Source organism: Gordonia sp. 34D (genome assembly GCF_056682775.1).
In genome coordinates, this window is the sequence record NZ_CM155293.1 from 3,776,540 (window position 1) to 3,800,485 (window position 23,946).

The 23,946-nt window shown below is 62.4% G+C and carries 27 protein-coding genes; 20 read left to right on the plus strand and 7 right to left on the minus strand.

Annotated elements, in window-relative coordinates; all coding sequences use genetic code 11:
* Nucleotides 1-302: 302 nt before the first annotated feature.
* The 4 genes from rpsL (at nucleotide 303) to tuf (ending at nucleotide 4,753) form a co-directional block, all read left to right on the plus strand.
* A complete protein-coding gene (rpsL, locus tag AC1L34_RS17630; RefSeq protein WP_424295094.1) occupies nucleotides 303-674 on the plus strand; it encodes a 30S ribosomal protein S12 in 372 nt (123 codons plus the stop codon).
* 2 nt (nucleotides 675-676) lie between these two features.
* A complete protein-coding gene (rpsG, locus tag AC1L34_RS17635; protein ID WP_062393823.1) occupies nucleotides 677-1,147 on the plus strand; it encodes a 30S ribosomal protein S7 in 471 nt (156 codons plus the stop codon).
* Between the two features lie 134 nt (nucleotides 1,148-1,281).
* Entirely contained in the window at nucleotides 1,282-3,387 is a 2,106-nt protein-coding gene (gene fusA, locus AC1L34_RS17640; RefSeq protein WP_424295096.1) for an elongation factor G, read from the plus strand.
* Nucleotides 3,388-3,562: 175 nt separating this feature from the next.
* Nucleotides 3,563-4,753: an elongation factor Tu gene (gene tuf / locus AC1L34_RS17645; protein ID WP_424321779.1), complete on the plus strand. Its 1,191-nt coding sequence runs from the start codon at nucleotides 3,563-3,565 to the stop codon at nucleotides 4,751-4,753.
* Between the two features lie 162 nt (nucleotides 4,754-4,915).
* Here tuf and AC1L34_RS17650 read toward each other — a convergent pair whose 3' ends face one another.
* Both AC1L34_RS17650 and AC1L34_RS17655 read right to left on the minus strand, forming a co-directional pair.
* Complete coding sequence (locus AC1L34_RS17650; protein ID WP_424325263.1) at nucleotides 4,916-5,851, minus strand: hypothetical protein; 936 nt, start codon at nucleotides 5,849-5,851, stop codon at nucleotides 4,916-4,918.
* Nucleotides 5,852-6,009: 158 nt separating this feature from the next.
* On the minus strand, nucleotides 6,010-6,486 hold the full coding sequence (locus AC1L34_RS17655; RefSeq protein WP_424322774.1) for a heme-binding beta-barrel domain-containing protein: 477 nt from the start codon (nucleotides 6,484-6,486) through the stop codon (nucleotides 6,010-6,012).
* 87 nt (nucleotides 6,487-6,573) lie between these two features.
* Here AC1L34_RS17655 and AC1L34_RS17660 point away from each other — a divergent pair, with 87 nt between their 5' ends.
* Complete coding sequence (locus tag AC1L34_RS17660; protein ID WP_424296423.1) at nucleotides 6,574-7,326, plus strand: alpha/beta fold hydrolase; 753 nt, start codon at nucleotides 6,574-6,576, stop codon at nucleotides 7,324-7,326.
* Nucleotides 7,327-7,351: 25 nt separating this feature from the next.
* Here AC1L34_RS17660 and AC1L34_RS17665 read toward each other — a convergent pair whose 3' ends face one another.
* Together AC1L34_RS17665 and AC1L34_RS17670 are read right to left on the minus strand one after the other, a co-directional pair.
* Nucleotides 7,352-7,879 carry a DUF4334 domain-containing protein gene (locus AC1L34_RS17665; protein WP_424296422.1) on the minus strand — a complete coding sequence of 176 codons (528 nt, stop codon included), beginning with the start codon at nucleotides 7,877-7,879 and terminating at the stop codon, nucleotides 7,352-7,354.
* Between the two features lie 22 nt (nucleotides 7,880-7,901).
* The gene (locus tag AC1L34_RS17670) at nucleotides 7,902-8,825 is read right to left on the minus strand and encodes an oxygenase MpaB family protein (protein WP_424296420.1); all 924 of its coding nucleotides are present in this window, start codon (nucleotides 8,823-8,825) and stop codon (nucleotides 7,902-7,904) included.
* Nucleotides 8,826-8,929: 104 nt separating this feature from the next.
* Between AC1L34_RS17670 and AC1L34_RS17675 the strand changes: the two genes are divergently transcribed.
* The 11 genes from AC1L34_RS17675 (at nucleotide 8,930) to AC1L34_RS17725 (ending at nucleotide 18,585) form a co-directional block, all read left to right on the plus strand.
* Nucleotides 8,930-9,991 (plus strand): o-succinylbenzoate synthase, encoded by a 1,062-nt coding sequence (locus tag AC1L34_RS17675; RefSeq protein ID WP_424325261.1) that lies wholly within the window; start codon nucleotides 8,930-8,932, stop codon nucleotides 9,989-9,991.
* A gap of 110 nt (nucleotides 9,992-10,101) precedes the next feature.
* Nucleotides 10,102-11,439, plus strand: coding sequence for a cytochrome P450 (locus AC1L34_RS17680; RefSeq protein WP_424294150.1), 1,338 nt, complete (start codon nucleotides 10,102-10,104; stop codon nucleotides 11,437-11,439).
* Complete coding sequence (locus tag AC1L34_RS17685; protein WP_424294151.1) at nucleotides 11,439-12,032, plus strand: TetR/AcrR family transcriptional regulator; 594 nt, start codon at nucleotides 11,439-11,441, stop codon at nucleotides 12,030-12,032. Before AC1L34_RS17680 ends, AC1L34_RS17685 begins: the two co-directional genes overlap by 1 nt.
* A gap of 33 nt (nucleotides 12,033-12,065) precedes the next feature.
* Nucleotides 12,066-12,962 (plus strand): SDR family NAD(P)-dependent oxidoreductase, encoded by an 897-nt coding sequence (locus AC1L34_RS17690; RefSeq protein ID WP_424294152.1) that lies wholly within the window; start codon nucleotides 12,066-12,068, stop codon nucleotides 12,960-12,962.
* A complete protein-coding gene (locus AC1L34_RS17695) occupies nucleotides 12,952-13,545 on the plus strand; it encodes a hypothetical protein (protein ID WP_424294153.1) in 594 nt (197 codons plus the stop codon). The genes AC1L34_RS17690 and AC1L34_RS17695 overlap by 11 nt, the downstream gene beginning before the upstream one ends.
* A gap of 29 nt (nucleotides 13,546-13,574) precedes the next feature.
* Nucleotides 13,575-14,051, plus strand: coding sequence for a hypothetical protein (locus AC1L34_RS17700; protein ID WP_424294154.1), 477 nt, complete (start codon nucleotides 13,575-13,577; stop codon nucleotides 14,049-14,051).
* On the plus strand, nucleotides 14,048-14,665 hold the full coding sequence (locus AC1L34_RS17705; RefSeq protein ID WP_480034971.1) for a hypothetical protein: 618 nt from the start codon (nucleotides 14,048-14,050) through the stop codon (nucleotides 14,663-14,665). Before AC1L34_RS17700 ends, AC1L34_RS17705 begins: the two co-directional genes overlap by 4 nt.
* Nucleotides 14,665-15,270 (plus strand): hypothetical protein, encoded by a 606-nt coding sequence (locus AC1L34_RS17710; protein WP_424322767.1) that lies wholly within the window; start codon nucleotides 14,665-14,667, stop codon nucleotides 15,268-15,270. Before AC1L34_RS17705 ends, AC1L34_RS17710 begins: the two co-directional genes overlap by 1 nt.
* A 57-nt stretch (nucleotides 15,271-15,327) precedes the next feature.
* Entirely contained in the window at nucleotides 15,328-16,527 is a 1,200-nt protein-coding gene (locus AC1L34_RS17715; RefSeq protein ID WP_424294159.1) for an NAD(P)/FAD-dependent oxidoreductase, read from the plus strand.
* A gap of 309 nt (nucleotides 16,528-16,836) precedes the next feature.
* Nucleotides 16,837-17,613 (plus strand): hypothetical protein, encoded by a 777-nt coding sequence (locus AC1L34_RS17720; RefSeq protein ID WP_480034972.1) that lies wholly within the window; start codon nucleotides 16,837-16,839, stop codon nucleotides 17,611-17,613.
* 279 nt (nucleotides 17,614-17,892) lie between these two features.
* The gene (locus AC1L34_RS17725; protein ID WP_424322651.1) at nucleotides 17,893-18,585 is read left to right on the plus strand and encodes a DNA alkylation repair protein; all 693 of its coding nucleotides are present in this window, start codon (nucleotides 17,893-17,895) and stop codon (nucleotides 18,583-18,585) included.
* A gap of 1 nt (nucleotide 18,586) precedes the next feature.
* Here AC1L34_RS17725 and AC1L34_RS17730 read toward each other — a convergent pair whose 3' ends face one another.
* From AC1L34_RS17730 to mftR, 3 genes are all read right to left on the minus strand, one after another.
* On the minus strand, nucleotides 18,587-18,982 hold the full coding sequence (locus tag AC1L34_RS17730; protein ID WP_424294463.1) for a DoxX family protein: 396 nt from the start codon (nucleotides 18,980-18,982) through the stop codon (nucleotides 18,587-18,589).
* A gap of 38 nt (nucleotides 18,983-19,020) precedes the next feature.
* Nucleotides 19,021-20,079 (minus strand): 2Fe-2S iron-sulfur cluster-binding protein, encoded by a 1,059-nt coding sequence (locus AC1L34_RS17735; protein WP_424294464.1) that lies wholly within the window; start codon nucleotides 20,077-20,079, stop codon nucleotides 19,021-19,023.
* Nucleotides 20,080-20,188: 109 nt separating this feature from the next.
* On the minus strand, nucleotides 20,189-20,824 hold the full coding sequence (gene mftR / locus AC1L34_RS17740) for a mycofactocin system transcriptional regulator (RefSeq protein WP_424294465.1): 636 nt from the start codon (nucleotides 20,822-20,824) through the stop codon (nucleotides 20,189-20,191).
* Nucleotides 20,825-20,963: 139 nt separating this feature from the next.
* Here mftR and mftA point away from each other — a divergent pair, with 139 nt between their 5' ends.
* The 4 genes from mftA (at nucleotide 20,964) to mftD (ending at nucleotide 23,943) form a co-directional block, all read left to right on the plus strand.
* Entirely contained in the window at nucleotides 20,964-21,056 is a 93-nt protein-coding gene (mftA, locus tag AC1L34_RS17745) for a mycofactocin precursor MftA (protein WP_424294466.1), read from the plus strand.
* Nucleotides 21,056-21,415 carry a mycofactocin biosynthesis chaperone MftB gene (gene mftB / locus AC1L34_RS17750; protein ID WP_424294467.1) on the plus strand — a complete coding sequence of 120 codons (360 nt, stop codon included), beginning with the start codon at nucleotides 21,056-21,058 and terminating at the stop codon, nucleotides 21,413-21,415. Before mftA ends, mftB begins: the two co-directional genes overlap by 1 nt.
* 3 nt (nucleotides 21,416-21,418) lie before the next feature.
* Nucleotides 21,419-22,642, plus strand: coding sequence for a mycofactocin radical SAM maturase (gene mftC / locus AC1L34_RS17755; RefSeq protein ID WP_424294468.1), 1,224 nt, complete (start codon nucleotides 21,419-21,421; stop codon nucleotides 22,640-22,642).
* Nucleotides 22,643-22,725: 83 nt separating this feature from the next.
* Nucleotides 22,726-23,943, plus strand: coding sequence for a pre-mycofactocin synthase MftD (gene mftD, locus AC1L34_RS17760; protein WP_424294469.1), 1,218 nt, complete (start codon nucleotides 22,726-22,728; stop codon nucleotides 23,941-23,943).
* The last annotated feature ends 3 nt before the right edge of the window (nucleotides 23,944-23,946 follow it).

The window sequence follows — 23,946 nt, forward strand, 5'->3', positions numbered from 1 at the left end:
ACCGTGGGAAATCTGGGCGGTAAAGTATTCCGTCGGCGCCTTGCCATGCTTGGCGCTGCTCACCTACCGGTTCCCCTAGCGGTTCTGATGGGCGGAGGGTCGTGATCAAGGTGAAGGCGTGCGACACGCCCGACGCCGGGTGCACGATTCAAACCTGACCTGCACGTTAGTGCGGGTGGGGCGAGTTGCGGAGGTTGCCATATCGCACGAGAGTGCGGCGTGATGACTTGCCCGGAGCACCAACTGCAACACCGAAAATGAAAGGCCCGGCGGGAGCCGGTCCTCAAAGAGAAAAGAACTCAGTGCCAACGATTAACCAGCTGGTCCGCAAGGGCCGCAAGGACAAGACGTCCGCCAAGAAGACGGCCGCCCTGAAGGGCAGCCCCCAGCGTCGTGGCGTGTGCACCCGCGTGTACACCACCACCCCGAAGAAGCCGAACTCCGCACTTCGTAAGGTCGCCCGTGTGCGCCTCACCAGTGGCGTCGAGGTCACCGCATACATCCCCGGTGAAGGTCACAACCTTCAGGAGCACTCGATGGTGCTCGTCCGTGGCGGTCGTGTGAAGGACCTTCCGGGTGTTCGCTACCGCATCATCCGCGGCTCGCTCGACACCCAGGGTGTCAAGGACCGCAAGCAGGCTCGCAGCCGTTACGGCGCAAAGAAGGGAAGCTAGTCATGCCACGTAAAGGACCCGCTCCCAAGCGCCCGCTGATCAGCGACCCCGTTTACGGTTCGCCGCTGGTCACCCAGCTCGTCAACAAGATTCTCCTTGACGGCAAGAAGTCGACCGCCGAGCGCATCGTGTACGAAGCCCTCGAGCAGGCACGCGAGAAGACCGGCACCGACCCGGTCGTCACCCTCAAGCGTGCACTTGACAACGTCAAGCCCACCCTCGAGGTCAAGAGCCGCCGCGTCGGCGGTGCCACCTACCAGGTGCCGATCGAGGTCAAGCCCGGTCGTGCGAACACCCTCGCCCTGCGTTGGTTGGTTACCTTCAGTCGTCAGCGTCGTGAGAAGACCATGGTTGAGCGTCTCGCCAACGAGCTGCTCGACGCGTCGAACGGTCTCGGAGCATCGGTGAAGCGTCGCGAAGACACTCACAAGATGGCCGAAGCCAACCGCGCATTCGCTCACTACCGCTGGTAAGAGTGCCGCGCAAGGCTGCTTCCGCAGGGGGTGGCTTAGCGCCAGACGGTACGTGCCGGGCCGGGAATTTTTCGCGGTTCGGCGCACCGCCCCCCACACAGTCTTTCGAACTACACGAATCCCGGAGGGATTAGATGGCACAGGAAGTGCTCAACGACCTCACCAAGGTCCGCAACATCGGCATCATGGCTCACATCGATGCGGGTAAGACCACCACCACCGAGCGCATCCTTTACTACACCGGTGTGAACTACAAGATCGGTGAAACGCACGACGGTGCCTCGACCACCGACTGGATGGAGCAGGAGAAGGAGCGAGGTATCACCATTACCTCGGCCGCCGTCACTTGCTTCTGGCACGACAACCAGATCAACGTCATCGATACGCCCGGCCACGTCGACTTCACCGTCGAGGTTGAGCGCGCCCTTCGCGTGCTCGACGGCGCCGTTGCAGTCTTCGACGGCAAGGAAGGTGTCGAGCCGCAGTCGGAGCAGGTTTGGCGTCAGGCCACCAAGTACGACGTCCCCCGCATCTGCTTCGTCAACAAGATGGACAAGATGGGCGCGGACTTCTACTACACCGTGCAGACGATCATCGATCGTCTTGGTGCAAAGCCGCTCGTCATGCAGCTTCCGATCGGTTCCGAGGATGCCTTCGACGGCGTCGTCGACCTCATCGAGATGCGTGCGCTGACCTGGCGTGGAACCACTGAAATCGGCACCGAGGCCACCATCGAAGAGATCCCTGCGGACCTCGTCGAGAAGGCTGCCGAGTACCGCGAAAAGCTTCTCGAAACCGTCGCAGAGTCGGACGAGGCGCTCATGGAGAAGTACTTCGGTGGCGAAGAACTCACCATCGAGGAGATCAAGGGCGCGATCCGCAAGCTCACGATCAACTCCGAGATCTACCCGATCCTGTGCGGTACCGCATTCAAGAACAAGGGCATCCAGCCGGTTCTCGACGCTGTCGTTGACTACCTTCCGAACCCGCTCGACATTGGCGAGATCGAGGGCCACGTTGTCGGTAACGAAGAAGAGATCATCACGCGCCACCCGAGCAAGGATGAGCCGTTCTCGGCTCTGGCGTTCAAGATCGCCGCTCACCCCTTCTTCGGCAAGCTGACCTTCGTCCGCGTTTACTCGGGCAAGGTTGATCCGGGCACCCAGGTCCTCAATGCGACCAAGGGTAAGAAGGAGCGCATCGGCAAGCTCTTCCAGATGCACGCCAACAAGGAAAACCCCGTCGACGACGCGGTGGCCGGCCACATCTACGCCATGATCGGACTGAAGGACACCACCACCGGTGACACCCTTTGCGATCCGCAGGCCCCCATCGTTCTCGAATCGATGAGCTTCCCGGCACCGGTCATCAACGTCTCGATTGAGCCGAAGACCAAGTCGGACCAGGAGAAGCTGGGAACGGCTATCCAGAAGCTCGCCGAAGAGGATCCGACGTTCTCAGTTCAGCTCGACGAGGAGACCGGCCAGACCGTCATCGGCGGCATGGGCGAACTCCACCTCGACATCCTCGTCGACCGTATGCGTCGCGAGTTCAAGGTTGAGGCCAACGTTGGCAAGCCGCAGGTTGCGTACCGTGAGACCATTCGCAACACGGTCGAAAAGCACGAGTTCACCCACAAGAAGCAGACGGGTGGCTCGGGCCAGTTCGCGAAGGTCATTATTAAGCTCGAACCGTTGGTCGACGCCGAAGACGGCGCCACCTACGAGTTCAAGAACGCCGTTACCGGTGGTCGTGTCCCGCGTGAATACATCCCCTCGGTGGATCACGGCGCGCAGGATGCGATGCAGTACGGCGTCCTGGCCGGCTACCCGCTGGTTAACCTGAAGGTCACTCTGCTCGACGGTCAGTACCATGACGTCGACTCGTCAGAAATGGCCTTCAAGATCGCTGGCTCGCAGGCCCTCAAGGAGGCCGCGAGGTTGGCAAAGCCCGTCATTCTGGAACCGATCATGGCCGTTGAGGTCACGACTCCGGAAGACTACATGGGCGATGTCATTGGCGACCTGAACTCCCGCCGTGGTCAGATCCAGGCCATGGAGGAGCGCAGTGGTGCTCGAGTCGTCAAGGCTCAGGTGCCGCTGTCGGAGATGTTCGGCTACATCGGAGACCTTCGGTCGAAGACTCAGGGCCGAGCGAACTACTCCATGGTGTTCGACTCGTACGCTGAAGTTCCGGCGAACGTGTCGAAGGAGATCATCGCGAAGGCGACGGGCGAGTAAAATCGTCTGCCACCTTGGCGGAACCCACGCCTCGGCGTGAACAAACGAATACCCCGGTCGGCGGCTTCCGCCGCCGTTCGGGGACCATTTCCACCAGCCTCTCCGCATATTGCGGAGAACCCATACCAACTGTCGGGAAACTCCCGACAGAATTGACAGTCCAGGAGGACATCAAGTGGCGAAGGCGAAGTTCGAGCGGACCAAGCCGCACGTGAACATCGGCACCATCGGTCACGTCGACCACGGCAAGACCACGACGACGGCTGCCATCACCAAGGTTCTGGCCGACCAGTACCCCGACCTGAACGAGAGCTTCGCTTTCGATCAGATCGATAAGGCACCTGAGGAGAAGGCTCGTGGTATCACGATCAACATCTCCCACGTTGAGTACCAGACGGAGAAGCGTCACTACGCTCACGTCGATGCTCCGGGTCACGCCGACTACATCAAGAACATGATCACCGGTGCTGCCCAGATGGACGGCGCAATCCTGGTCGTGGCTGCTACTGACGGCCCGATGCCGCAGACCCGTGAGCACGTCCTCCTGGCTCGCCAGGTTGGCGTTCCTTACATCCTCGTCGCCCTGAACAAGGCCGACATGGTTGATGATGAGGAAATCATGGAGCTCGTCGAGATGGAGGTCCGCGAACTGCTGGCCGCTCAGGAATTCGACGAGGATGCCCCCGTCGTTCCGATCTCGGCGCTCAAGGCACTCGAGGGTGACCCCAAGTGGGTTGAGTCGGTCCAGAAGCTCATGCAGGCTGTGGACGATTCGATCCCGGACCCGGTCCGCGAGACCGACAAGCCCTTCCTCATGCCTGTTGAGGACGTTTTCACGATCACCGGTCGTGGCACCGTCGTCACCGGTCGCGTGGAGCGTGGCGAGGTCAACGTGAACGAGGAAGTCGAGATCGTCGGCATCCGCGAGAAGAGCACCAAGACCACCGTCACCGGTATCGAGATGTTCCACAAGCTCCTCGACTCGGCTCAGGCTGGCGACAACGCCGGTCTGCTGCTGCGCGGCCTCAAGCGTGAGGACGTGGAGCGTGGCCAGGTTATCGTCAAGCCGGGTACCACCACCCCGCACACCGATTTCGAGGGCCAGGCATACATCCTGTCGAAGGATGAGGGTGGCCGTCACACCCCGTTCTTCAACAACTACCGCCCGCAGTTCTACTTCCGTACCACGGACGTGACCGGCGTCGTTACCCTCCCTGAGGGCACCGAGATGGTCATGCCCGGCGACAACACTGAGATGACCGTCAAGCTCATCCAGCCCGTCGCTATGGACGAAGGCCTGCGCTTCGCTATCCGCGAGGGTGGCCGCACCGTCGGTGCCGGCCGCGTCACCAAGATCATCGCCTGATGATCTAGCCTGACGGCTTTTCTAGAACGCCCGCCCCGCTTCCGCGGGGCGGGCGTTCTGCTTTCCCCCGGTCGTCGTTCCTCCTCCCGTTCTCGCATGATGCGTCGATTCCCACACTACGTCAGACGTAGTGCGGGAATCGACGCATCATGCGAGAACGAGTCAGAGGAGGCGCTCGTCCTTGAGTGCTTCGCCGACGCGGACGAGCATCGAGCCATCGCGGAGATCCTGCGTTATCCATCTGACGACGCCCACGTTGACCCGGCGGAGTTCAATTTCGCGTTGCTTCTCGCGATAGACGGCGCTTCCCGCGTCCTCTCCCGGCAGCAAATCGCGAATGTACTTTCGCTTGCCGTCGTACTCGCCAGCGAGTTTGCGGTTCCACGAAAAGTCAGCGAAGGCATCGTTGCCGTTGAGCAGCCGAAAGTGAGTTTGCAGGTCCGGAATTGGGAATCCTGCCTGGATCATCAAGGCACGACTCCACGATTCGCCCGGGTTTGCGGCGCGTCCATCGGCGTACCTGATCGCGGCTCGAACATTGGCCGCTCCGCGCATTCGGCGTTTTCCGGCCTCGGCCTCCAACTCTTCGACGGCGACACCCATTCGCAATGCCGAATCACAGGCGGCGAGTCCGCGAGGAAAATCGCTGCACGCGGCGATATCGACAGCGGTTCGCGCGAGCGTCGTCACCAAGACCGAGCCGACCAGCGTCGTCGAATTGGGCGGGAGCCCCGGATGGACATGTCGGGAGCGGAGCTTGCGACCGCTGGCGGCCCTCGACGTCGCGAAATGGACGAAACGATGGTCGGTGTTGAGCGTCGGCATCCCGTGGACGGCGGCCGCCGACTCGTGGCTGACAATGAGTTCGTCGACGCCGTCGTCTGCCGCCGCGAGGACCTTCAGTCGATAACGCTCCGCTTCGAATTGGTCCGGACCCAGTTCGTCGGGTGCTGGCAATTGTTGAGTCTGGACGTATCGACCGCGATCGAGAATCGTGATCTCACGCCGGCGTAAAGCCCGCTTGATTTCGAGATCACTGATACCTACGTTGAGTGCCGTTGATCGGCGGATGATGCCGTTGCTATCCGATGGCCACATAGACCAATTGAAGCGGCACTGCGGGCCGCTGTCTCCTACGTTATCCACAGGCCTGACATTTGCCCGTTCCCGCATGATGCGTCGATTCCCGCACTATGTCAGACATAGTGCGGGAATCGACGCATCATGCGAGAACTCAGGGGAGCGGAGCGACGCGCTTAGTCCGCGCGGGTGAGTTCGGCTCGGAGGTGGTGGCTGATGGGGACGTCGGCGTAGGCCATCCACAGGTCGTAGACGAGGGTGTCCGGGGACGTCAGTTCAAAGCGGCGACGGACCGACAGGACCTGCTTGGCGTCGGGGGAGACGCCGAGCGTGTGCTGCACAAATTCCAGAATTGTCGGGTGTGCAGGTGCTCGCTGAAGTTCGGCGAAGCCGGTGGGCTGGGCGATCACCAATTCAATGTGGTTAGACCCGGCCAGCCGCAAATAGCCGGTCTCGGTATGCATCGGACGACCACCGTTCGGGGCGAAGGTCTTCTGCCGATAAAACAAGAATGGCTTGCCGCTCGGGGACAGTTCGATCTCCTCGTCGTAGACGAAGCTGTCGATGGTGGCGTAGTGGCCAGCACCGGAACCGCGCCAATTGCCAGCGAAAGCCGCGAGTGGACCCAAGACATCGTGCGAAGAATCGGACATGCTGCCAGGCTATCCCCACCTCGCCGACGACGGGTAGGTGCCGGTACCGACCAAAGGCGCAGAACGCGAAAGTTCTAACCTGGTTTGATGCGCATGATTGTCAGTGCAGAGCCCCACCTGCCCGATCTGGCCGTTGGCATCTCCGGTGGCCTCACCGGTGCCCCGCCGGTGGTGTTGGTGCACGGAATGGGCAGTGACCACACCACCTGGGATGCCGCAGTCCGGCAGTTACGGGCAAGCCGTCGTTCGACGGTCGCCATCGACCTGCGCGGGCATGGCCGCAGTTCCCGCGCCGACAGCTACTTGCTCGACGATTTCGCCGCCGACATCTCCCGCGTTGTTGATGACCTGGGGCTGGAGGAAATCGACCTCGTCGGACATTCGCTCGGCGCGCACGCAGGACTGCGCTACGCGATGGGAAATCCGGAGCGGGTACGTCGGCTCGTCCTTGAGGAAGTGCCACCGATGCCGCGCGACGAAGCCGACCTTGCCGAGCACATCGCACCCACCGCGACGTTGGGGGAGCGGGTCCGCGGGCTTGGTGCGCTCATCGCTAACCCGGCCCCATATCTGCGCTTCGACCGCGCGGTGCCCAACCTGGTCACCGAACAATTCAACGTTTCCGACCCGGCATGGTGGGACAGGCTGCAGGCGGTGACGGCCCGGACGCTGGTGGTGTCGGGTGGCGACCGCAGCTTCCTGCCGCCGACACATTTGCAAGACGTGGCGCAGGCGCTGCCCGATGGTCGTTTTACGACCATCCCCGCCGGGCACAGTGTGCACCGCGACCGTCGAGCCGAGTTCCTTTCGGCCCTGTTAGAACATCTCGACGTCAGCTAGCGGCTGACGGGCCGTCAACGGTTGATCAGTCCCGTTCGAGTAGGAAGAAGTAGGGGGCTGGCGAGTTTCGCAGGTCCATCGCACCCAGGACCGCGTCCTCGCTGAGTTTGCGGAAGTGGTCGATGATGGGGAGATCGTCGTAAACCATCGCGGCGCTGACCATCCCGCGGTATTCGACGGCCCGAGTTCTCGCCCGATGTTTGCGGGTAGATAGCGCGCGGAAGGCGACATCGCTGCCGGGAATCGAGCGTTTCGGCACTTTGGGCCCGACGTGATTGAGCGTCGACAGCGGGATCAGCTTCGGGTTCACCGGATACAGGTCGCCGGGTTCGCCGAAGAGCAGTGGGTGCACGTGGTCGGCATCGTCGAACTGCTTGCCGTACCAGCCGGAAATCGCGAGGAGGCCGTCCATCGGGTGGCCGGTGGGAACTTCGGTGCCGTGCCAGCGTCCCGACATTTCAGCGACGGTGACGGCGGGTAGGGAATCGAACAGGGCTTCGGCGTCGGCTCGGGCCAGGCCGGTGCTTAGCTCGTCGACGGTGGGTGTGCTCATGGGGATCTCCTTAATGCGCAGGTCAGTTGTGCAGCTTGCGAGGATCGACGCCGGTACGCGCCCATCCCTCGGCCGCCCATTCGATGTACAGGATCTTGATGGGAAGCCGATTGAACACCGGGTTTGCGGCGCGCATGAAGGCGGCGAACCGATCGAAGCGGCGTTGGCGCTTGACGTTCCATTCGAGCTCGCATACCGCGCGCATCTGGGGTGGCAGCGTGCCGATCAGGATGGTCTGCACGGCACCGTTGAGCGGTGCGCCGAGTACCCGCCAGACGGGTTTAGGCATCCATTTGGGGCCGGGAATGCCCTGCCGGAGGTAGCCGGTCGCATACATGATGGTCCGGGTGGGGACGAATTTGTCGCACATGGTTTCCCAGTACGCGCGGAACTCCTCGTAGGTTTGCGGCTGGCTGCGCGAAGAGACGCCGTAGAGGTCGTACCAGGTTTTGCTCTCCTCGAAGATCTGGACTTTCTCCTCGTACGACAGTCGTCGGATAAACGTGTCGGTGATGTAGAGAACTTGGTCGACGAAGGTGGCGTGCGCCCAGTAGAAGAGTTCCGGGTTGAGGGCGTGATAGCGCGAACCGTCGTTGATGGTGCCTTTGATGTCGCGGTGGAAGTCACGAACGCGGCGTCCCCACTGATGGGGTTCATCCGAGTAGACGGTTCGCATGATTGGCGGTCCGGAGCGCCTGGCTCGGCCAATAAAGTCGTTGAAGATCACCGAGTGGTCTTCAACGCCCTGGGCGAGTTGCTCGATGCAGTTCTCGGTGCCCGCTAGCCGCTGGAATCCGAAGAGGCCGCGGATATCGCCGTAAAACTTCCAGACGAGGGAGTCGGCGCCGAGTCGGAGGTCGATGGAATCGATATCGACTTCGGTCAACTCAATGCAGGCCGGTTCGGCTTCGCGGATGCCGGTCTCGAATTCGTCGAGGGTTGTCATGAGGCGACTGTACTTCCTTGATGACACAGATGTAAAGAACTGTGTCATTGTGTCCAGGCTGGGGTGTCGAGGGAATTGTCGCTGGGCTGGCCTACCCTGACGATATGGTCTTCTCTTCGCCGGTTGGACGGAACAAGGAATCAAATGTTGGCGCGACCGACGATCGGAAAAAGGGTGTCCCGACCTTTCGTTTGACGCCAAAGAATCCACCGCCGCCGGGAATGCCGACCGCCGACGACCTCCTCGATACGGCCAAGGTGGTCTCGCTGCCGATGCACACGCGGTTCCGTGGCACGCGCGTCCGGGAGGCGCTCGTTTTCCAGGGGCCCGCCGGGTGGGGCGAGTTCGCACCCTTTCCCGAATATGACGACGCCGAAGCTAAGACCTGGCTTGCGGCCGGGATTGAGGCGGCGTTTCTCGGTCCGCCCGAACCAATCCGCGAGGAAGTTCGAATCAATGCGACCGTTCCCGCCGTCCCGGCCGAGGATGTCGCCGCTCTGATCGCCCGCTATCCGGGCGTCGACACGGTTAAGGTCAAGGTCGCCGAGCCCGGCCAGAGTCTCGCCGACGACGTCGCTCGCGTCGAGGCCGCACGTGAACTGGTTGGCACTGTGCGGATCGACGCTAACGGCGGGTGGGGTGTCGCCGAGGCTATTGAAGCCATCAAGGCCATTGGTGATGTCGAGTACGTGGAGCAGCCCTGCCGCACGGTCGAGGAATTGGCTGAGGTTCGCGGTTCGGTGAAGGCGCTGATTGCAGCTGACGAGTCGATTCGCCGCTCCGGCGATCCGCTGCGCGTCGCGACATTGAAGGCAGCCGATATCGCAGTATTGAAGGTGGCGCCGCTGGGCGGTATGCGGTCGTTGATCGCGCTCGCTGGCAAGTTGCCGATGGACGTTGTTGTCTCAAGCGCGCTCGACACCGCTATCGGTATTGCCGCCGGTGTCGACGCCGCAACGGCCCTGCCTGGTCTGCATCGCGCCTGTGGATTGGGTACCGGCGAGCTCTTTAGTCGGGATGTGGCGTCGTCGTTCCGGATTCACCATGGAGCCATGAAACGCCGTCGTATACAGCCGGGCCTCGATCTGCCGTTGGCTTCCGCCGAGCGGGAGCAGTGGTGGCACGACCGCCTCCGTCGCTGCCATGAGCTGCTGATTCGCCGCTGATTGCGACGAAATTAAAAAATGTCCCAAGAGCTATAGACACAGATCGTCGCCTTTGTTTCAATAGGGGTATGGGCTGCATCACACCGATGTGCCACTACCGAGGAGGAACGATGGGTGCAGTGCTCGCTCAGGCAGACGCGGAAAGCAGTCTGAAGGCGGTTCCGTTCAGTACCCGCAATGGGATTCTGGAAATGATGCGGATGCGGCGTGATCCCTTTGCCTTCTCGGCTGAGCGTGAGCGCAAATACGGCCGTGTTTCCGGGATGAACGCGCTGGGGATTACCATCGTGACCTGCTCTGGGCCCGACGCGGCCAACCAGATCCTGATGAACAAAGACCGCGCATTTGCCAATGGGCCAGCCTGGACCTACCTGATCGGCCCGTTCTTCAACCGCGGCATCATGCTCCTAGATTTCGACGAGCACCGCGACCATCGCCACATCCTGCAACAGGCCTTCACGCCGAAGGTCCTCAAGGGGTACATGGACGAATTGCAGCCGATGGTCGCTGATCGAATCTCCCGGTTCCCGACCGGGCAGGTGAAGATGCTCTCCGAACTGAAGCAACTGACCCTCGACGTTGCGCTGGAGGTGTTCCTCGGACTGGAACTACCGCAGGACGAAGCAGATCGCCTCAACAAAGCGTTCATCGAGACCGTTCGCGCCGGCGTTGCCTACGTGCGCAAGCCCATCCCCGGCGGACGCTGGTGGAAGGGGATTCGTTCGCGCAAGATCCTCGAAGAATTCTTTTACGCGCACATTGACGAGAAGCGTGCCACCCTCACGCCCGACCTATTCTCGGTGTTGTGCCACGCGGAAAGTGAAGACGGGACGTCGTTTACCGACGAGGACGTCGTCAACCACATGATCTTCGTTCTTATGGCTGCCCACGACACTACGACCATCACCATGACGCAGATGTCGTACTGGATGGCTAAGCATCCCGAATGGCAGGAGAAGGCGCGGGCACAGTCGTTCGAGTTCGGCGACAACCTCGAGTACGCGGATCTGGCGAACCTCACCGTCATCGACCTCATCATGCGCGAATCGCTCCGACTGTGTCCGCCGGTGCCAGCGCAACCGCGCATGGCCATGAAAGATACCGAGGTCAACGGCTACTTCATCCCCGAGGGGACCTTCGTGGTGGTGCCGCAGTTGGCGAATCACCGGAGTGCAGAAATCTATTCGCACCCCGACATGTTCGACCCCGAACGCTTTGCGCCCGATCGCGCGGAGGACAAAGCGCATCGAATGGCGTGGATCCCGTTCGGCGGCGGCGTGCACAAGTGCATTGGGCTGTACTTTGCGCAGATGCAGATCAAGACGGTGATGCACCAACTATTGCGCCACTACGAATGGTCAGTGCCGGAGGGCTACACCATGCCGATGGACTACAGCGCCCTACCGGTACCGAAGGACAAACTGCCGGTACAGATGCGTCGACTGTAGTGGGCCCGACCTCCCGCAAAACGCGGATCAAGACTTCGGTGCCGCAGCAGGAACAGGACATCCTCGCGGCGGCGGCGGCCGAGTTCACGGCCGTCGGTTATCGCGGTGCCAACATGGACGACGTCGCTGCGCGCGCCGGTGTCAGTCGGTCGACGCTGTATCGACGCTTCCCGAATAAGGATGCGCTGTTTCGGGCGGTGGCCGTCGAAACGTTCGAAGTCGGCGTCGCGGCCCTGGAAGACGCAGTCGTCGGATTGCCGCCGAAAGAAGCCGTCGTCGAGATCTTCGCGCTCGGCGCGGAGATGGTTGAGACTCAGCCGCTGCTGCGCCGGATGGTTCACGAGGACCATTCGGTGCGCCAGGTTACCGACAGCATTGGGTCGCTGTTTATTGAAATGGTGACAGCCCGCGTCGGCGCAACCCTGCGGGCGTGCGGAGCGGAAATGCCCGACGACGATCTCCTCGAAGCGGTCGAAATTCATGTCCGCGTGGTCATTTCCTACCTGGAAGTGCCCGCCAGTGACCCCGGCCGGTGGGACCCCGGCTACGTGCGACGAGTCGCCGAGAAGCATCTCGCGCCAATGATTTACTAGACCCCTTTTTCGCCTCGATCTTTGGGAGTGTGCATGTCATTTTTCTCTCGTGCCGACCGTGCTGACGCACGTTTGGCTCGTATCCGCGCCGGCGTGGCAGGCAAGGTCGTTGCCATCACCGGTGGGGCCCGCGGTATTGGTTTCGAGATCGCTACCGAACTGCTCGACGCCGGTGCCCGCGTGGCAATCGGTGATATTGATGCCAGCGCCGTCGCCAAGGCTGCCGCGGACCTCGGGATCGAGGGTCTCGAACTCGATGTCACGAGCAGCAAATCGTTCGAGGAGTTCTTTGACGAGGTCAGCGAGCGGGTGGGCCCGGTCGATGTGCTGATCAATAACGCGGGCATCATGCCGGTCGGGCCGTTCCTCGACTACCAGGAGTCGCTGATCCGCTCGACGCTCGAGATTGATTTGCTCGGCGTCATTCTGGGAAGTCGGACCGCGGCGTCGCACATGGTGGCCCGCGGGCACGGCCAGATTATTAATATCGCGTCGGTTGCCGGTCGTCTGCCTACGCCGGGCCTGACCGTCTACAACGCGGCGAAGGCCGGGGTCATTGAATTCTCCGAGGCGCTCGACGCGGAACTGTCGGCCCAGGGGGTGCGGGTGTCGTCAATCTTGCCGACCTTCACCAACACCGGCTTGATTGAGGGCCTGACCACCAACTCGATGGTGACCGTCGTCGAAACCCAAGTGGTGGCGCAACAGGTACTCGCGTCGGTGGCAAAGGTCCGGGTCCGGGTCGCGGCACCGCGCTCGATGGGTTGGGTCAACGTGTACCCGATCTTGCCGCAGGCCCTCAAGCGCTCGATCACGAATAAGTCGGGGGCAATTTTCCTCAACCCCGACCCAGACACCCGGTCGGCGTACAGCAACCGGATCGGACAAAGTGTCGGCAGGAGTCGATACGCTAGGCCGCGTGGGGATTAACGAATCGGACGACCTATGGGGTCAATGGCGTCGTTCGCGCAAGCAGGTGCGCCGGGCGCGCCAAGACCTATCAGAGGCAGAGGCGTCGGCAGGACTGCGTGCCACGTTGCCGCGTCGAACCAAAGCGATCATCTCCGGGATCGGTGCCGCCTTGATAGCGGTAGCGGTAGTCGGCATTTGGTTTTGGGCGTCGGCGCCCACGCAGTACTCCGACGCCGACTACCTGGCGGCTGCCACCAGTCGCGTCGACCTACTCCTCAATGTCGATGCCAACGACCCCGACCGGGCTCGCCGCATCCTTACCGGTGCGACCGGTGAGTTTCACGACTCGTTTGCCCAGTCGGCCGACGCCTACACGACCTATGTCAAGAGTTCGGGCGCGCACGGTAAGGGGACGGTCGATGCGGCGGCCGTCTCGTATCGCTCCAACGAGGGTGCCGACATCATGATTGCCGCCAACGTCCAGGTCACCAAGGGTGAGTCGACGACGGCACCCGCACCGATTGAGCCCCTGCGCCTGCTGGTCAGCATGGTTCCCGAAGACGGCGTGCTGAAGATCTCCGGGCTGGTGTTGGTCCCGTGAGCACAGTGATGAGGTACTTGCGTAAACCGATGAGTCCTCGCGTCGTCGCGGCCTGGCTGGTGGCGACGCTCGTCGTCGTTGCGGCGGCCATCGCGTTCTGCGTGCAAGGATTCGGTGCCAAAGAAGCCGGAGCCAGTGATCTCCGTGCCGACATCACACTGCAGAAGGAGGCGGGCGGCATCATCGCTGACGTCTTCTCCGTCGACTCCCGCTCGTGGTCGAACGACCGTCGAACAGCCAAGGCGCTGGTTGCGCCGCCGCTTTCGGTGTCGGCGAGTGAAGCGCTCGACGGGCCACCCCCGGCCGGGACGACATCGGTCAATTGGGTGCCGGAACAGGTTGCCGTCTCCTGGGCCGACGACACCGCGGGCGAAGTGCTCGCCGTCGTCCGAGTCACGGTCACCGAGCGGGGCGGCCAGATTCAAAGTCGAATGAAGTCGGTGCAAGCCTCGTTTGTGCGACCCGATGGCCGTTGGCTTCTGAGCGGATTGGAGGAACTCCAATGACCGAGGAATCCACACGCCTGCGGCACGCCCGCGAACGGTACGACGATGCCTTCTTTGCCGAGAAGCGAGCTCGTGAAGCAGCCGAACCGATCCGCGAGCAGCGTGCCCGGCGCGCTGGACTGCTCACCCGGCTGACCGCGTTCGCCGGTGCGCTTGCCGCCATCGGACTGGTGGCGGCGGGCTGGTGGGCCCATAGTGACGCCAACGATTCAGCGGCAGTCACCGCCGATGCGGTAGCCGCCCGGGCTGCTGCCGAACAGGCGATTGTCACCATGCTGACCGCCGACCCGAGCCACGCGAACTCCTACATAGACGGGGTGCTTGCTGTCAGCACCGGCGATCAATCGATCCGCGTGAAGGGGGCCCGCGAGGAACTCACCGCGCTCGTGAGAGGTCTTGCAGGGCCGACAACCGGACAGATCGTTTCATCCGGAGTCACCGGCATTGAAGCCAACAGGGCAGGCAACGATAAAACCGAAATCCTGTTGGTCGCACAAACCACCACCCCCGAACTCGTTGGCGGAACCGGGAATGACAATCGAGTGGGACTAACGGTCACGATGGTGCGCGACGGCGATCAATGGAAGGTCCAACAAACGAGGACGGTGACCTGATGGGCGCGCATTCAAAAACGGAAGCCGGTCAAGAGCCAACCCCGCACGAACCAACCCCGCCACAACCAACACCCCCGGCGAAGCCCGGGTACCGGTGGCGCAACCAAGTCGCCGCAGATCGTCGATTCACGATGCTGTGGGCCATCATTGCCTTAGTCGCAGTGGCCATTGCCGCTCTCACCTTCACTGTCGGAGCGCAATCGCGTGCCGAGCCTGCACCGGAAGATCCAACGGCCGTCCGCGCCGCAGCCGATGCCATCACCTCCCTCATGACATTCAGCCCCGATCAAACTGCCGAGCAACGAGAGAGCGTGGCCAACCAACTGACCGGCATCCTCGCCGCTGATTACGCTGCTCGCGGCCCCGACGTCGTTTTTCCGAACGCTGTCGCTTCCAAGGTTTCGATGAAGACGACGGTGTCCAGTGCGGCTCCCGGTTCTCGACATGATGAACTGATGACGGTGCTGGTGTTTGCCACGCAGGAAGTTACGGTGGGCCAAGCGCAGGACTATCCGACTCGCATCGGTATTGCCCGGTGGGCCACAGTCACTAAGATCGGCGACGTTTGGCGACTGTCGAGACTGCAAAACGTTTCGCCGCAATAATTCTGTGACCGTCAAAGGTAGACGGTCACGATCAACGACGATGGGGATGTGAAGCAAGTGGTGAAATCACCGATGGTGATTGTGGGGGCAGGTCTCGGTGGCATACGGCTGGCCGAGAACCTCCGCAACGGCGGATACGAGGGTGAACTGATGCTGCTCGGGGCCGAGCAGCATCCGCCCTACGACCGTCCGCCGCTGTCGAAGACGGTTCTCACCGGCGACGACGAACGCGTCGACCTCAAGCCCGCCGACTACTTCACCGAAGCCGACATCGACCTGCAGATGGGGGCGCGCGTTGTCGCTGTCGACCCCTCCGCACATGTGGTCAGCGTTGAGCGTGACGGTGTCACCGAAAAGTTGGAGTACGGGACCCTGGTCCTCGCCACCGGCCTCGTCGCCCGTCAATTCCCGGGCACCGACGGCGTCTCCGGGGTCCACGTGATCCGCACCATCGAGGACTCCCTCGCCCTGCGCGCTGACGTCGCGGCCGCCAAGAACGCTGTGGTGATCGGTGCTGGCTTTATCGGCTGCGAGGTGTCCGCGAGCCTGCACAAACTGGGCGTTAACGTCACCCTGGTGGAGCCGACACCGGCGCCGCTGTCCGGGCCGCTCGGTGCCGAGATCGGGGCCATGGTGACGCGTCTGCACGAGGAAGCCGGTGTTGACCTGCGCGTCGATGTCGGTGTCGACGAGATCCTGACCGACGGCGGTCGTGCCGTGGGCGTTGCCCTGTCGGACGGCAGTCGCGTCGATGCCGACGTGATTGTGGTCGGAATCGGCGGATACCCCGACGTCGACTACCTGCAAGGGTCGGGCATTGAGATCGCCGATCGCTCCGACGGCGGCGGCGTCGCCTGCAATGCTGTCGGTCGCACTAGCGATCCCGATGTTTATGCGCTCGGCGATTGCGCAAACTGGCGCGACGTGGACGGTCACCCGCATCGCGTCGAGCATTGGACGCACACCGTCGATCACGCTGCGCTGGTGGCCGCGCACCTGCTCGGCCACGAGATTCCGCACCAGCCGGTGCCCTACTTCTGGTCGGATCAGTACGGGCTCAAGTTTCAGATGCTCGGTTCGCCGCGCTCAGATGACGAGGTCCACGTCGTCGACGACGATGGCCGCAAGTTTCTCGCGTACTACAGTCGCGAGGGTCTGCTGACCGGTGTGGTTGGGGCTGGCCGAGTTGGAAAGCTGATGAAGGCGCGGCAGTTCCTGGTGACGCCGACTCCAGTTTCGACGCTGCTCGACGCGTGATTGCGTCCTGAATCTGCGCGGTCCTGTCGGACGATTGGGTGATACGTTTTTGCGCCAATGACCTGGGGAAAGTCTGCTCCCTGCTGGGCGTTCACGTGACCCGCGTCAACTTTGGGTCGAATCCGGCGCTGCGTCGCACTCCGGGGTTGGACATCCCTCGGTGACGCCCTGCATGGTTGGGTCCATGGAATCGGGTGCTAGTGCGGCGGGGGCGGCAATCTGCACCTAGTTCGCTACTCGAGCGTCCGGGAACCTCCCTCCTGGGCGCAGCAGCCACTAGACAGTACAGATCGAATGGAGCATTACCCCATGTCCAAGACCACCTTGCGGACCCGCGCCATCAGCATTGCTGCGGCCGCCGCCATCGCCGGCGGCGGACTCGCCGTCGTCCCGAGCATTACGGCTGGTAACGCTTCGGCGGCGGCTCCGTGCAAGCAGGAGGCGACTGTCAAGAAGACGCTTCTGGTCGATTACGCCTTCCAGAAGTCCGTTCCGGTTACGGTCGGCCAGGGCACCTCGGTGACCTACTCGCTGTCGCTCAGCACCAACAGCGCCGGAAATCCGTACGTCCAGGACGTCTGGGACCTTCCTCCCACGCAGCTCAAGGGCGTTAAGCCGACAGTCAAGGTCAAGGCCTTCACCCTGATCGGTGGAATCCTTGGTGGCGGCGGCGCCTTCGGCCCCCTCATCAACGAGGAAAAGATCGCTCCGGGTGCAGTTATGAAGGACGGCGATCGCTGGAAGATCAGCCACACCGGTTGGGCAGTGTTCGCGAGCAAGGCGTTCTCCGCTGAGTTCACGTACGCGCTTCCGAAGAGCGTCGGGGCTGGTGCCAAGCTGACCAGCGGTGGCGCTGCCTTCCAGGCCACCCCGAAGCCGCCGTTGGGCTACCTCAACATGCCGGAACTCGCTGTTTGCACGACTGTCCGCGCTCCTAACGCTGGTGAAGCAGCTCTCGGCAGCCTCGACAAGAACGGCCTCGGCTCGGCCGAAGGCCAGCTCTCGAGCACCGGCTCGCTTTCCGAGGTGCTCCCGGGCATCATCGGCGGCGTCATCGGCGGCCAAGGCGAAGAAGAGAAGAAGTAAGAAACTAGCCTTACAGGCGCGGCTCGGTCTGTCACTCACGTGACAGACCGAGCCGCTTCCCGTTTATCCCTCCCACGACTGCGTCGTGCGCCCCTTTTCTGTCACCATTCGACCTAACCTTCACCGATCATCCCGATCGGTGACGGTTAGGTCGGCGAGGGGCGGCCTCAAGTGACAGAAATGTGCCGATAAGGTCGGTGGAAATCGGACTTTTTGAGATCGGGGTGCGTTGTGGGTACATCTCAGAAGGTGCTGGGGTCTAGTTCCAGTGCTGCGGACATCGTGACGACCTTGATAGCGGCGGGCACCGTTGAGCGCGCGGCGTCGTCGCAGAGATTTTTCAAGACGGGCCCGGGGGAGTACGGCGAAGGCGATCGGTTTCTCGGGCTCGCTGTGCCAGCGCTGCGGTCGTACGCGAAGCATTTACGTGGGCTTCCAGCTCCGGTGGTTAGGGAACTGCTGTTCAACGATTTTCACGAGGTTCGGATGCTCGCGCTATTCGTGGCCACGGAGAACTATCGTCGGCTCGACGACCGCGAGGCCTGGGTTGCTCTCTACCGGGACGCCGTGCGCGCGGGACGTGTCAACAACTGGGACCTCGTCGACTGCTCGGCCGCGGTGCTGCTCGGTGATTGGCTGGTGCGCTCGGACAGCTTCGATGAATTGTTGGTCTGGGCATCATCTGAAGCTCTATGGGAACGTCGGGTCGGCATCATCGGCACGCAGGCGTTCATCCTGGCTGGACGGTCCGACGCGCTCCTGGCCGTCGCGACCCTCGTGATCGACGACCGCCGCGACCTCATCCAGAAGGCTTTCGGCTGGATGCTGCGCGAAGTCGGCAAGCGCGTGGACGAACAGGTCCTGTTGGAATTCCTGGAAGCCAACGCCGCACGGATGGGTCGGACCGCGCTGTCCTACTCGATCGAGCGGTTGTCGAAGGAACAGCGGTCGTACTTTCGTGCTCTCCGCTGAATCACGCAGACGCGGCGTCAGCAGCGGGTTTCCGTGCTCCGCGCCGCACGATTAGCGCGATGACGATCAGCGGGATCTGCAGGGGAAGTCGGGCCCACGCGAGAGTCTTGAGTGTCGGGCTCTTGTCGACCCATGTACGAACCATGTTGATGTTGGCGGGGAAGACGGCGATGAACAGCATGGCCGCGAGGCCCGCAGCGGTTCGCCGCGATCGCGGGTTCAGAATCGTTGTGCCCAAAACGATTTCGGCGGCACCTGAGGCGTACGTCCAGGCGCGTGGATCGCCCGGGATCTCTTTCGGGATCAGTGAGTCGAAGGGCTTGGGCGCGACGAAGTGCAGGACTCCGGGCACCAACAGGATCAACGACAAGACTCGGGCCAGGCGATCATTGCTCATGGCCGGAGTCTACGTCGTCGAAGATGATCGACCGGGGGCTAGAACTCGATCTTGAGCTTGTCTGCCGTCGGGCGGGCCTGGCAGCCGAGGATGTAGCCGTCGGCGATGTCGTCGGGATCGAGGGCACCGGTGACCTCCATGTCGACCGTGCCTTCGACGAGGGTGCAAGCGCACGAACCGCACTCGCCTTCCTTGCACGAGTAAGGTGCGTCGAGGCCCGCCGACAGCATGACGTCGACGAGGGTGCGCGACCGCGGCCACGCCAGGGTGTGGGTTTCGCCATCGAGTTCCACCTCGACCTCAGCGGCGGCCGCGGCTTCTTCAGCCGAAACCTCTCCCAGTTCAACGTCTTCAAACGGATCGCCAGAGAGTGAGTTGTAGATTTCGACATGGATGTTCTTGGTGTCGAAGCGGCTCTTCAGCAGGCCGCTGTGAGCCGCGTCCATGAACGGGCCCGGACCGCACATGTATGCGGTATGCGTGCCAGCCATCGGAGCAAAGAGGGTTGCCAAGGTGCGGTCGCTGGGCAGGCCCTGAACCGACTCAAGCCAATGCAGCACGGTCAGTCGTGCCGGATACTTGGCCTGCAGCTCGCGCAATTCTTCGGCAAAGATGACGTCGTTCTCGCTGCGGTTGGCGTAGAAGAAGGTGATCTTGCCGGTCCCGGTCTGCAACGCGTGCTTCAGGATCGACATCACCGGGGTCACACCCGAACCCGCCGCGATGAGCAGCAGGGGAGTGTGGAAGTTGGCGGGCGTGAACACGCCGGACGGCGGTAGGGCCTCGACCTGCACGCCAGCGGCGAGGTTGTCGCAGATCCAGTTCGATCCGTAGCCGTCGGCCGTCCGCTTGACGGTGACCTTCGGGAGCTTGTCGTGGCCGGGGGCCGACGACAGCGAGTAGCAGCGCGCCACCGAACCCGTCTGATCACTCGGGATGCGGAGAGTCAGGAACTGTCCGGGCAGGTAGTCAGCGAATTTTTCCGTATGCACGTCGGGGATGTCGAAGACGATGCTGCGCGCATCGGCCGTCTCATCGATCACCTCGGAAACGGTGAGGATGGCACTCCGGGTGCTGTGCGGGGTCAGTTCGGTCATTGCTGGACTCTCTGTGGAATCGATCCCGACACGAAGCCCGGGAACAAAAATAGAACGTGTTCTATAACAGGATATCAGTGGAACAAAGATGCAATCGAGTTCATTCCGGCTAGTGGGATGCTGCGTGCTTGGTTGCTGTCGTCACCAGGGACGACACACCGTTGATGAGGATCTCGCTGCCCGCCCACAGGAGCTCGGTGAGGTCGGAGTCCGGGTCGAGTAGCCATTGATCGTAAGCAGACAATGCGGTGCCGAGAGTTAGCCACGCGATGGTTTGGGGGAGGTGGGCCTCGGGGGCCGTTCCCAGGCGGTCGGCGCAATACTCGGCAATCACGTGTCGCCAATCCGCGTACATCAGCATCGAATGTGCCTGCAGTGCAGGGACTTCCAGTAGTAGCGACATACGACGACGATGCTCTTCGCGCTCGGAGTCGGGCACCACATTGAATGCGATGAGCGCGTCGCGCAAGGCGATGCCAAGGGGTGCATCGTCGGGACTGGTGTGGAGGAGGTCGCGTAGTCCGTCGAGGTGTTCCTCGAACTCGCCCCAGGCAAGTGAGTTTTTCGACGGGTAGTAACGGAACAGTGTGCGACGGGCGATGCCGGCTGCGGAGGCGATGTCGTCGACGCTGGTCTCGTCAAACCCATTTTCGGTAAACAGGTCAATCGCGATGCTGGACAACCGTCCTCGCGTGGTGGCTGCAGGCCGACCGCCGAGGATTCCGCTCCGCCCAGATCTGGTCATTGCTGGCATCCTTCCAGGTTATTCGCCCTTTGCGGGGGTCTGGTCACAATTTTCTTGCCCAACTACTAGAGATTATGCACCCAGTGCCATTATGGTGTGAAGCGAACCACATCAGGACCCATTAAGGAGGTTGGTTCAAATGGCCGATCAGGCAAACACGACTCAGCACGATCTCGTTGCTGAATCACTGGTGGAAGAAGTGTCCATCGACGGGATGTGTGGCGTCTACTGATGACGGCACCATCAAAGCCTGCTTCCGGTAGCCCTGCGGCTACCGGAAGCGGTGCTCCCTTCAATCTCGACCGCGCCTGGCGGCTCAACCCGAAGGTGGCGCTGCGCCCCGAACCCTTCGGCGCGCTGCTGTACCACTTCGGAACACGCAAGCTGTCGTTCCTCAAAAACCTTGTCGTCGTCTCGCTCGTAAAGTCGCTCGACGGCGCCGACAGCGCTGAGGCGGCGTTCGTTGCCGCAGGCATTGTCGACGCCGACCGTCCGCTGTACGTGCAAGCGCTCTCGGCGCTCGCCGACTCCGGAATGATCATCCCGGCTGAGCCCTCGCTCGCCGCAGAACCATCCCTCACCGAGGAGTGACCCGTGACCACTGTGGAAACCCGCCCCGTCACCTCCCAAGTTGGGGTCACCCCCCAGGTTGGGCGTCTCGTCGACCAATTTGAAAAGGGTCTCGACGCGCCGATCTGCCTGACGTGGGAACTGACCTACGCCTGCAACCTGTCGTGCGTGCACTGCCTGTCGAGTTCGGGCAAGCGTGACCCGCGTGAGCTGTCGACCGAGCAGTGCAAGGCGATCATCGACGAACTGCAGCGCATGCAGGTCTTCTACGTCAACATCGGTGGCGGCGAGCCGACCGTGCGCCCGGACTTCTGGGAACTCGTCGACTACGCGACCGACCACCAGGTTGGTGTGAAGTTCTCGACCAACGGGCTGCGTATTACTCCAGAAGTTGCCGAGCGGTTGGCCGCGTCCGACTACGTCGACGTGCAGATCTCGCTCGACGGCGCGACCGCCGAGGTCAACGACGCCGTGCGCGGTGCCGGTTCGTTCGACATGGCCGTCAAGGCACTCGAGAACCTGTCCAATGCTGGCTTCGGCGACGCCAAGATCAGCGTGGTGATGACCCGCCACAACGTCTCGCAGCTCGACGAGTTTAAGGCTCTCGCCGACCGCTACGGTGCGACGCTGCGCATCACTCGTCTGCGTCCGTCCGGCCGTGGCGCCGACGTCTGGGACGACCTGCACCCGCAGCCGGAGCAGCAGCGTGAACTGTACGACTGGCTCGTCGCGCACGGTGATCGCGTGTTGACCGGCGACTCGTTCTTCCACCTGTCGGCATTCGGTGGAGCCGGCGGAGCCCTGCCGGGCCTCAACCTGTGCGGCGCTGGTCGAGTCGTGTGCCTGATCGACCCCATCGGCGACGTCTACGCCTGCCCGTTCGCCATCCACGAGAACTTTCTCGCTGGCAACATCACGACCGACGGGGGCTTCCAGGAAATCTGGCAGCGGTCCGAACTGTTCACTGAACTCCGTGAACCGCAGAGTGCCGGGGCGTGCGCCAGCTGTAATCACTACGACTCCTGTCGCGGTGGCTGCATGGCGGCGAAATTCTTCACCGGGCTGCCACTCGACGGTCCCGACCCGGAATGCGTGCAGGGTTATGGCGAGGAACTCCTGGCTGGCGACCGGTCGAAACCGACCGCCAACAAGGACCACTCGCGCGGAGTTCCGCTGACCTTAATGACGCGTCCGCCGTCACGCGACTGCGACGAGAACCCGCTCGCCGGGTTTGCGCCCCAGTCGTAGGTAAACGCACAAGGTAAACACCGTAGGGCTTGCGTTCTACCGCACCTGTTTTCATCACCACACCCCCTGAGGGAGATCTCATCATGTCCAAATTCTCCGAACTGATGGAGAAGAACCCCTGGCGTCGGAACCCCTGGTTCGAGACCGTCGGGGAAGCCCAGCGTCGTGCCAAGAAGCGACTGCCGAAGACCGTCTACTCGTCGTTGGTGGCGGGTACCCAGGCAGGCATCACCGTCAACGACAACGTTGAGGCCTTCAACGAGCTCGGCTTTGCACCGCACGTTATCGGCGCCACCCCCGAGCGCAATCTCACCACCACGGTGATGGGGCAGGAACTCCCATTCCCGGTGATGATTAGCCCGACCGGCGTCCAGGCTGTTAACCCGGACGGTGAGGTCGCGGTGGCCCAAGCCGCAGCCAATCGTGGAACCGCGATGGGACTGTCGAGCTTCGCGTCGAAGCCGGTGGAGGAAGTTACCGCCGTCAACGACAAGGTGTTCTTCCAGATTTACTGGCTGGGCAGCCGCGAAGACATTCTGGCGCGCGCTAACCGTGCTCGCGAAGCCGGTTGCAAGGGCTTGATCGTCACCACAGACTGGGTGTTCAACGTCGGTCGTGACTGGGGTAGTCCAGAAATCCCGGAGCAGGTGGATTTGCGGGCGGTCGCCAAGCTGGCGCCGGAAATGATCACCAAGCCCAGTTACGCGATGAGTTGGTTCCGTGACGGCAAGCTGCTGATCCCGGACTTGGGTGCGCCGAACATCGCCCACCGCGGCGAGCCCGGCCCCACGTTCTTCGACGTCTATGGCCAGTGGATGAACACCCCGCCTCCCACCTGGGAAGACCTGCAGTGGCTGCGCGAGCAGTGGGGTGGCGAGTTCATGGTTAAGGGCATCACCCGCATTGACGATGCCAAGCGTGCCGTCGACATCGGTGCCACGGCCATCTCGGTGTCGAACCACGGTGGTAACAACCTCGACGGCACCCCGGCGACCATCCGCGTCCTCGGCCCCATCGCGGACACGGTTGGCAAGGACGTCGACGTGCTCCTTGACGGCGGTATCCGCCGCGGCAGTGACGTCACGAAGGCCCTCGCGCTGGGTGCGAAGGCCGTCATGATCGGCCGCGCCTACCTGTGGGGCCTCGCCGCGAACGGCCAGACCGGCGTCGAAAACGTCCTCGACCTGATGCGCATGGGTGTCGATTCATCACTCATGGGCCTCGGCAAGTCCGACGTCGCCGACCTCAGCCGCGACGACCTCATCATCCCCGAAGGGTTCGAACGCACCTTCGGCGCGTAGGTC